This is a genomic window from Bacteroides sp. RTP31139st1_H2_RTP31139_211217, assembly GCF_040227615.1.
In the GTDB taxonomy this organism is placed as follows: Bacteria; Bacteroidota; Bacteroidia; order Bacteroidales; family Bacteroidaceae; genus Bacteroides; species Bacteroides uniformis.
Window position 1 is genome coordinate 1 of the sequence record NZ_JBCNZM010000186.1, and the last position, 8443, is coordinate 8443.

Sequence of the window (8443 nt, forward strand, 5' to 3'; positions counted from 1 at the left end):
GATACACCATGCCCACCACGTTTGCCAAGGGGCGGGCTTTACGATGACGCGTATGGAATTCTCCCTTTCTACAATGCTCTTGTCGTTATTGGTTATTTTAACTTTGAAGGTGTAGGTACCGGCAGGCAGATTGGCATAGTAGGCCTCGCGGTTGTTGCGGGCATCAATCCAATATTTGTCGAAACCGTCCATCTTGTAATAATAATGTACGCGTTCATATTCGCAGTAGTCCAGTGCGGCAAAGGAGATGCTGAAACCATTCTGATTGTGGTCCAGGCAGATGTCCGGTCGGTAGGAGAGGTGCTTGTCTATACTTTCGCTGTCTTGTGGGCGTGCCAACCGGTTGTGTATCTTCAAATCCTCGAAGAGCAGTGGAATTTCCCGTTTGGTACTTACGTCCATAGGGTTGAAGAAAGTCAGCCCGTGCGTACCGCCAAAAACAAGTGTCCCGTCGGGCAGGCGGCATGAAGAACGGTCGTAAAACTGATTGCCGCCTATGCCGTCGGCGGCATAGTAGTTGGTAAATTTCCCTACGGTGCGGTCATATTTGCCCAGCCCGTATTGTGTGCCTGCCCATATATTGCCTTGTGCATCTTCCTCAATGCAAGAGATGTCCCGGCAGGGTGTACCCTCTATGGTCTCGATTTTTCCGGTGGCGGCAGAATAGTGCAGCAGTCCGTTGCTGACGGTCCCAATCCATACATCTCCACGACTGTCTTCGAAGATGTCGGTAGGGATGAATACTGAACGTTGGATACAAGCTTGCCAGTCGGTGTTCTCGAATGGTACTTCAGCGCTTTCCCAATTGTCGGGATTGATTTGCATGACTGGGTTCATGAAGGCAGTGGTCCACATCTTTCCGTTGTTGCGTGGAAGGAGTCCGGGTATGAAGGTTCCCGTCCAGGAAAATACTTTTGTTTGGACAAATTCTTTTTCTTTACGCTTTTTGGCATAAAGTTTAGGGCTGTATGTACCCACCCAAATTGTTCCACAACGATCTTGTGCAAACGACAGTGGTAGGAAGATGTCATGAATAGACTCTGTCTTCAGTATGCCGTTTTTATAGCTGCATTTCATCACCTTGCTCGCATAGAGGGCCGCCAGCCAGATGTAGCCCTCATCATCTACGAATACGCGTGTGATGTCCGGTTTGTCGGTAGCGCTTTTTCCCGGAAGTCCAGCCGAGTCCACTTCTTTCACTTCGTGGCTGTCCATGTTGTAAACGTACAGCCCGTCTATCATGGTGGCCATCCAGAGATTTCGCTCCTTGTCCACTGCCACGGACAGCACTGACTTTCGGTTCAGGTATGAGCTGAGATGATTATTGGTGTTGAAACGTTCTTTATAGTTGTAACGCACGACATAGCCTTGGTCTACAGAGCCTATCCACAGGTTTTTCTGTGAGTCGGTAAACATGGTGCTTATCTTGAAGTGAGGCACTTCGAAGGGAAAACCGTTTTCGCTCTGATGTATCACGTATCCTTCCACGTAGTTGTAGAGAAACATTCCTTGTTGGTCGGTATTCAGCAGCAGGCTGTTGCTGCCGTAAGGGTGGATGTAGTTGACGTTGGCATGCAGCAGCAACGGATGGCTCCGAAGGGCTTGGGGTGTTTCCTTGAATTTGTGCGTATGTGTGTCGAACAATGTTATCTGGCGGTTTCCCGCCAGCCATAGGATTCCGTTGGTGTGCATGAAGAAGTGGGTGGGAAAAATGCCTTGCATTGGAATGGAGTCTTCCAGCGCTAGTGTGGAGGAGTTGTAGCGGCGCAGAGACAGTGGGGTCACTGCCCACAGTTTGTTGCTCTGGTCTATGAAGCAGCGGTTGTTGAAGGTATAGTTTGGGTCAAATATCTTGATGGGTACGTCAAATTTGTGTGTTTGTGGATTATATACGGCAAGGTTGTGCATCATGTTCAGAAAAATCTTTCCGTCTTTGTTCTCGAGTATTTGGATGCCGTTTTTATTGGGGAAGTCCAGTGGGATATTTTGGAAATTATCTTTGTCTGTGTATAGGCTGGTTCCATTTACGGTGACTACCCACAACCGGCCTTGTGAATCACGGAAGAGGTCGTTGATTTGATTATCGGGTATATCCAGCGAGTCATCCGTACAGTAATACTGATGATATTCGTGTACATTATATTTGTTTACCCCTCGTGAAGTTCCTATCCAAATGTGTCCTTGTGCATCTTCGGCAAAGGCGGTGACCTTCTGATTGGAGAGGTCATTGGTGATGACGGGGCTTTCGATGCTGCCTTCCGGTGTGGGCTTTGTGTCCGACGGATTGCACGCGGTGATTAAACACAATAGAAGTAAGTATTTAATGTATTTCATAATATATAGTGTAGACTAAAAGCATTGGCATGTCATCCATTTGTTTTGTTCAACGAATCTCTGCATTACGATGCGAAAATACTCATAAAAATTGAGAGAGAGACTGCCGGAGAGCATGTTTTGAACAAATCTGCAAACATTTGAACATTGGAGAAAGCTGTTTTGAACATCGGGGAAAGCCGTTTGGATAACGTAGAAAATCCTTCTGGGGAGAATGTGCTAATATTGCAATCATAAAAACATAAAACTAATACATAATATGAAAAAGCAATTCTTGTCAGTGTTAGCATTCTCCGCCATCCTACTTTCCTCGTGCGGAGGGACAGCTAAAATAGAGAAAGCATCTGCTTGTGGGCAGGAGGGGGAGATTACGGCTTCTTCGGCAACCGCCATTGCCGAGACCGAATCAGGAAAAGTAGCCGGATATGTGGAAAATGGTATCTATATATATAAAGGTATCCCATATGCCAAAGCCGAACGTTTTATGCCGCCCGTGGCCGCTGATAAATGGGAAGGCGTCCGCAGCAGCCGTGCCTATGGCCCTACTTGTCCGCAAGGCAAGCGCATGGGATGGTACAGCGACGAGCAGGCGTTTGCCTTCAACTGGGATGACGGTTATCCTGACGAGAATTGTCTGCGGGTGAATATCTGGACACCGGGACTGAAAGACGGGAAGAAACGCCCCGTCATGGTGTGGCTGCATGGTGGAGGTTATTCCGCCGGCAGTGGTCAGGAGCTTCCCTCGTATGACGGAACAAATCTGGCAAAGAAAGGGGATGCAGTGGTTGTGACGCTGAATCATCGTCTCAACGTCCTGGGTTTTCTCGACCTTTCCGCCTATGGCGATAAATATGCAAAATCGGGCAATGCCGGACTGCTTGATCTGGTGGCGGCACTGCAATGGGTGAATAAGAATATAGAATCCTTCGGTGGAGATGCTCGGAATGTTACCATTTTCGGTCAATCCGGTGGAGGAGGCAAGGTCTCTACGCTACTTGCCACGCCATCGGCGAGAGGCTTGTTCCATAAAGCCATTGTACAAAGCGGATCTATGCTTCGCACGATGGAGCAAAAGTATTCTCGTCGCATTGGCAGTGCCGTGATGGAAGAACTTGGTCTGAAGGCTTCGCAGATAGACGAACTCTGCAAGATGCCGTATGACAAGGTGCTTGCCGCCGGTGACAAGGCGATAGCCAAAGTGCGTGCAGAGGCAGAGAAGGAGGGGGTGTCTTCCTTCATTTTTGGCTGGGCGCCTACGGTGGACGGCGATGTACTGCCCGTACAGCCTTTCGACCCTCAAGCTCCAGCACAAAGCAAGGGCATTCCGGTAATGATTGGCACTACTCTGCACGAATTTACCATGAGTACTTATGTCCCCGCTTTTCGTACCATTACCAAAGAAAAAGCGGTGGAATTCCTGCAAAAGAAATACGGCGAACGTACGGACGAGTTCCTTACCGCTTTCGAGAAAGCCTACCCCGGCTATCAGCCTAAAGATTTGGTGGATGTGGACTTCGTGTTCCGTCCCGGTGCTGTGGAGCAGGCTAAACTGAAAGCTGCGCAGCAGGGTGCTCCGGTCTATATGTACATGTTCGCGTGGGAATCGCCCGTACTTGACGGCATGTTTCGCAGCACGCACTGCATGGACATTCCCTTTGCCTTCAACAATGTAGTGCGCCACGCTTCCATGACCGGGGGTGGCGCTGAAGCACAAGCTTTGGGCGAAAAGATGAGCAGCGCGTGGTTGAACTTTGCCCGTACGGGCAATCCCAATGCCGAAGGGTTACCCGAGTGGGAACCTTATACCGCAGAAAAGGGAGCAACGATGATTTTCAATAACGATTGCCAAGTGAAGTATAACCATGACAAGGAACTGCTGGAGGTAGTGATGGCATTTCCTACACGTGGGTTCTGACACTTTCTTAAGAAACCTTTTATTATTAACATAAATCTAATTTAATCAAATGAAACAAAATCTGAAGCAAACAGCTCGGAAGAGACTTGCAGCTATGGCACTCTTCCTATTGATCTGTCTTCCTTTCAGTCTGGCACAAGCCCAGACTATAAAGGTGAACGGTAGGGTTACTGACGACCTGAATGAACCGATGATTGGCGTGAGTATCTTTGAGAAAGGCACTACCAACGGTGTCATTACGGATATGGACGGCAACTACTCTTTGTCTGTGAAAGAAGGAGCGACGATTGTCTATTCCTACATCGGCTACCTGACACAAGAAAAGAAAGCAGTGGCAGGAGTAATGAATGTGATATTGAAAGAAGACACTAAAACGCTGGATGAAGTGGTGGTGGTAGGTTATGGCGTGCAGAAGAAAAGTTCACTGACCGGTGCCGTATCTTCGGTAAAATCAGAAGATATGGAAGCACGTACCATTACCCGTGCTGAGCAGGCATTGCAGGGTAAAACTGCTGGTGTGCAAGTGCTCAGTGCATCTGCTAAACCGGGTGCTTCTCCACAGGTGCGTATCCGTGGAATAAGTTCTAACGGCTCTTGCGATCCGCTGTATGTAGTGGATGGACGTATTGCCAGCGATATTGGTGGTATTGACCCTAATGACATTGAGTCTATGGAAGTTTTGAAGGATGGTGCTTCTGCAGCTATCTATGGCGCTGCTGCCGGTAACGGTGTAGTATTGATTACTACAAAGAAAGGAAAAGGAAACGGTAAAATCACATACGATTTTCAATATACTTCACAGAGTTTGGGTAAAGTACCCGAAGTAATGAATGCTGCGCAGTATAAGGAATTCTTCTTGGAAAACAAGAAGCTTACCCAGAGTGCTTTTGATACCTATTGGGATGGAAAAACCGATACGGATTGGGTCGATGAGGCTTTTGAAAACAGTTCGATGGTACGTCATAATGTGACTTTCCAAGGTGGTAGCGACAGAGGTTCTTTCTATCTGTCATTGTCCCACCTTGATAACGACGGTATGATTGTCGGCAATGCCGATACTTATGAACGACTCACGGGAATGGTAAATGCCAGCTGGAAAATCAAACCTTGGCTGGAGGTAGGTACCAATAATCAGATTGAGCACTACAAAACTCAGTCCGTAGCCGAGGGCAATGAGTATGGTAGCATGATGCTTTCTGTATTACAATTAGACCCTCTGACCAAGCCTCTTTATCCTATTGATGACTTGCCGTTGAATATGGCTACCATCTATAAGGATCATAAGAATATGTTGGGCGATGGAAACGGCAACCTTTATGGTGTATCAGCTTTCACTGGCAATGCCGAAGCTATCAATCCTTTTGCCATGCGTGACAACTCTTATACCAAGAACAGAGGCTTTAATATCAATGGTTCTACTTATTTGAATTTTATGCCTATCAAGGGGCTTACCGTTACTTCTCGTCTTTCTTATCGTTTGGCTTCAACTTCCTCTTATGGCGTGGGGCAATCTTATTACTATACTGACAAGGCTAAACGTGATTGGGTGGAGGTTTCGGCTTCGGATTATAGCCCAACCTATTATCAGTGGGAGAACTTTTTGAACTACACCCGTTCTTTTGGCAAACACAACGCAACATTGATGTTGGGAACTTCTTATAGTCAGAGCCGTTCTTATGGCGTTAGCGGAAGTAAGAAGGGATATAATGAAGATACTACAGATATGTGGGGAAATGTGATTAACAGAGTTTCGCATTTGGGTTTCTTGCAGAATGATCCTAATTTCTTCTACTTTGCCTATGCTACATCTGATGCTGTAAAGGATGTAAGTGGTGGTGAGCCTACCTATACTCGTAAATTATCTTACTTCGGACGTTTGAATTATGACTATGCCGGAAAGTACATGGCTCAGTTCTCACTGCGTGCCGATGCTGCTGACCTCTCTGTGTTGCCAAAGAACAAACGTTGGGGCTATTTCCCGGCAGTTTCTTTGGGTTGGGTTCTTTCGGAGGAAAATTTTATGAAAGGAACTGAAGACTGGCTGTCACAATTAAAGCTCCGTGCCAGTTGGGGACAGAATGGTTCTACTGCATCATTGGGCGGTTATAAATGGAATGTATCAATTGGTGCTACCGGGCATTTGGCTGTAGGTGATAATAATAATTTCTCTTACATCAATGGTTATGCTCCCTCTGCTACCGGTAATGACGGACTTAAATGGGAAACTTCTGAACAAACCAATATAGGTATTGATGCCCGTTTCTTGAATAGCCGTTTGACTGTTACAGCCGATTATTTCCATAAAAAGACAAAAGACCTGATTGTTTCGGGCATTAAGGCTTCAACTGTAGTAGGTAACAGTTTCTCGCCAGTTAATGCCGGTAATATTACGAACAAGGGGTTTGAATTGGAACTGGGATGGCAAGATCGTATTGGTGACTTTGCTTATGGTGTCCGTGCCAACGTTGCTACATTGAAGAATAAAGTGACCAAGATGCATGAGTCTTTATCAAGTATTGATGGGGCTACTTATGTGACTTATGGAGCCATTACCCGTTTTGAGGTAGGTAAGCCCGCGTGGTATTTTTATGGTTATGATTTCATGGGTGTGGATTCAAAAACCGGTGAGCCAATCTTTAGAGATATTGATGGTGTAGAAGGTATTACGGATAATGATAAGACAGAAATTGGTAAGGGAATTGCCGACTATACTTATGGTATTACCTTGAATGCAGCTTGGAAGGGATTTGATTTTATCTTGTTTGGTACGGGTTCTCAAGGTAACGATGTGTTCTGTGGCTTGAACCGTGTGGATTACAATTTGAATCAGCTGACTTATTTTACAAAAAACCGTTGGACAGAAAGCAATCGCAATGGGAAGACTCCTGCATCAGGCGCTACAGATTATACCAAGTATCTGACTTCTTCCGGTTGTGTATTTGACGGTTCTTATTTTAAAATTAAACAGATTCAGTTAGGTTATTCTTTCCCGAAGCAACTGATTAAGAAGGTAGCAATTGAAAATCTACGTATATATGGCTCACTTGAGGACTTCTTTACTTTTACAGACTATCCTGGTTTTGACCCTGAAGTTACCGGTGTCGGAAATTCATTAGGTGTGGATAAAGGTAGTTATCCTAATTCAAAGAAGGTTGTTCTTGGTTTGAGTGTGACATTCTGATTTTTATGAACTTATTAAAATGAAAAACATATGAAATTAAGATATTCTTTAATGCTCGGAGCGCTCCTTATATTGGCTGGCACTTCGTGTGAAGACAAATTGGATATACCTCAAAAAGGTGTATTGGACTTTTCCACTTATTATAAAACTGACGAACAAGCTCAAGCAGCAGCTGATGCGCTTTATATACAACTCAAGGGTACATACTATAACTATACGATGATGAAGAATGCCCTTTCGGACGATGTTTGGGCAGGTGGTGGTGGTCGTAATGACAATGCAGAGCTGGAAGGCTGTAATGAATATTCATTTGGCTCAGACCAAAGTTTTATCGGAGGCGTATGGGAAAGCTACTATCAGCTTATTTATAAGGCGAATGTGATTCTGGGACGTGTTGAGCCTGATACTGATTTGAAGAAGAAGGCTTGTGCTGAAGCCAAGTTTTTCCGTGCTTTTGCTTATTTTGATTTAGTTTCTATGTGGGGTGATGTACCATTGGTAGACCATGAGCTTGATAAATCCGAATATCAGTTGGCTCGTTCGCCTAAGGCTGATATTTGGGCGTTGATAGAGCAGGACCTGACTGAAGCTATCAACTCAGGACTCTTGGAGGAAAAGAAGAGTGTAGATGATAAAACGACATGGCGTGTTACCAAGCAGTTGGCACAAGCTATATTGGGTAAAGCTTATTTATGGCAAGAAAAATTCCATGAAGCTGCTGTTGTCTTGAATGAAGTTAGAGCTAGCGGTAAGTATAAACTTTATGATGGAAATTATGAGGATATCTTGACCTACAAGGCTGAGTATAATTGTGAAAGTATGCTCGAAAGTAACCGTATTTTTGATGCAAGTAATTCCATGGATGAGTTCAGTTTCTTTGAGGTGATGAATCATTGGCGCACTGATAAGTTGGATATGTCTGGCTCTAACAATCAGTTTAATGGTACCGGATGGGGATTTATGGTTCCTCAGAAAAAGTTGTATGATGCATTTGTTCAGGAAGAGGGTGTAGA

4 protein-coding genes are annotated in these 8443 nt (G+C 45.3%); 3 read left to right on the forward strand and 1 reads right to left on the reverse strand.

The features are described 5' to 3' along the window. Nucleotides 1-2334 (reverse strand): two-component regulator propeller domain-containing protein (locus tag ABUA47_RS21000; RefSeq protein WP_349831995.1); only part of this gene is annotated, 2334 nt, incomplete at its 3' end. Nucleotides 2335-2593: 259 nt separating this feature from the next. Here ABUA47_RS21000 and ABUA47_RS21005 point away from each other — a divergent pair. From ABUA47_RS21005 to ABUA47_RS21015, 3 genes are all read left to right on the forward strand, one after another. Further along, complete coding sequence (locus ABUA47_RS21005; RefSeq protein WP_005825859.1) at nucleotides 2594-4249, forward strand: carboxylesterase/lipase family protein; 1656 nt, start codon at nucleotides 2594-2596, stop codon at nucleotides 4247-4249. Nucleotides 4250-4298: 49 nt separating this feature from the next. Then, nucleotides 4299-7430 (forward strand): SusC/RagA family TonB-linked outer membrane protein, encoded by a 3132-nt coding sequence (locus tag ABUA47_RS21010; protein WP_005825858.1) that lies wholly within the window; start codon nucleotides 4299-4301, stop codon nucleotides 7428-7430. 30 nt (nucleotides 7431-7460) lie between these two features. Next, a partial coding sequence (locus tag ABUA47_RS21015) for a RagB/SusD family nutrient uptake outer membrane protein (RefSeq protein WP_349831997.1) occupies nucleotides 7461-8443 on the forward strand: 983 nt, incomplete at its 3' end.

Excerpts from the sequence above, each read along its gene's own strand:
- ABUA47_RS21005 (WP_005825859.1), top strand. The coding sequence starts at position 2,594 with ATGAAAAAGCAATTCTTGTCAGTGTTAGCATTCTCCGCCATCCTACTT.
- ABUA47_RS21010 (WP_005825858.1), top strand. The coding sequence starts at position 4,299 with ATGAAACAAAATCTGAAGCAAACAGCTCGGAAGAGACTTGCAGCTATG.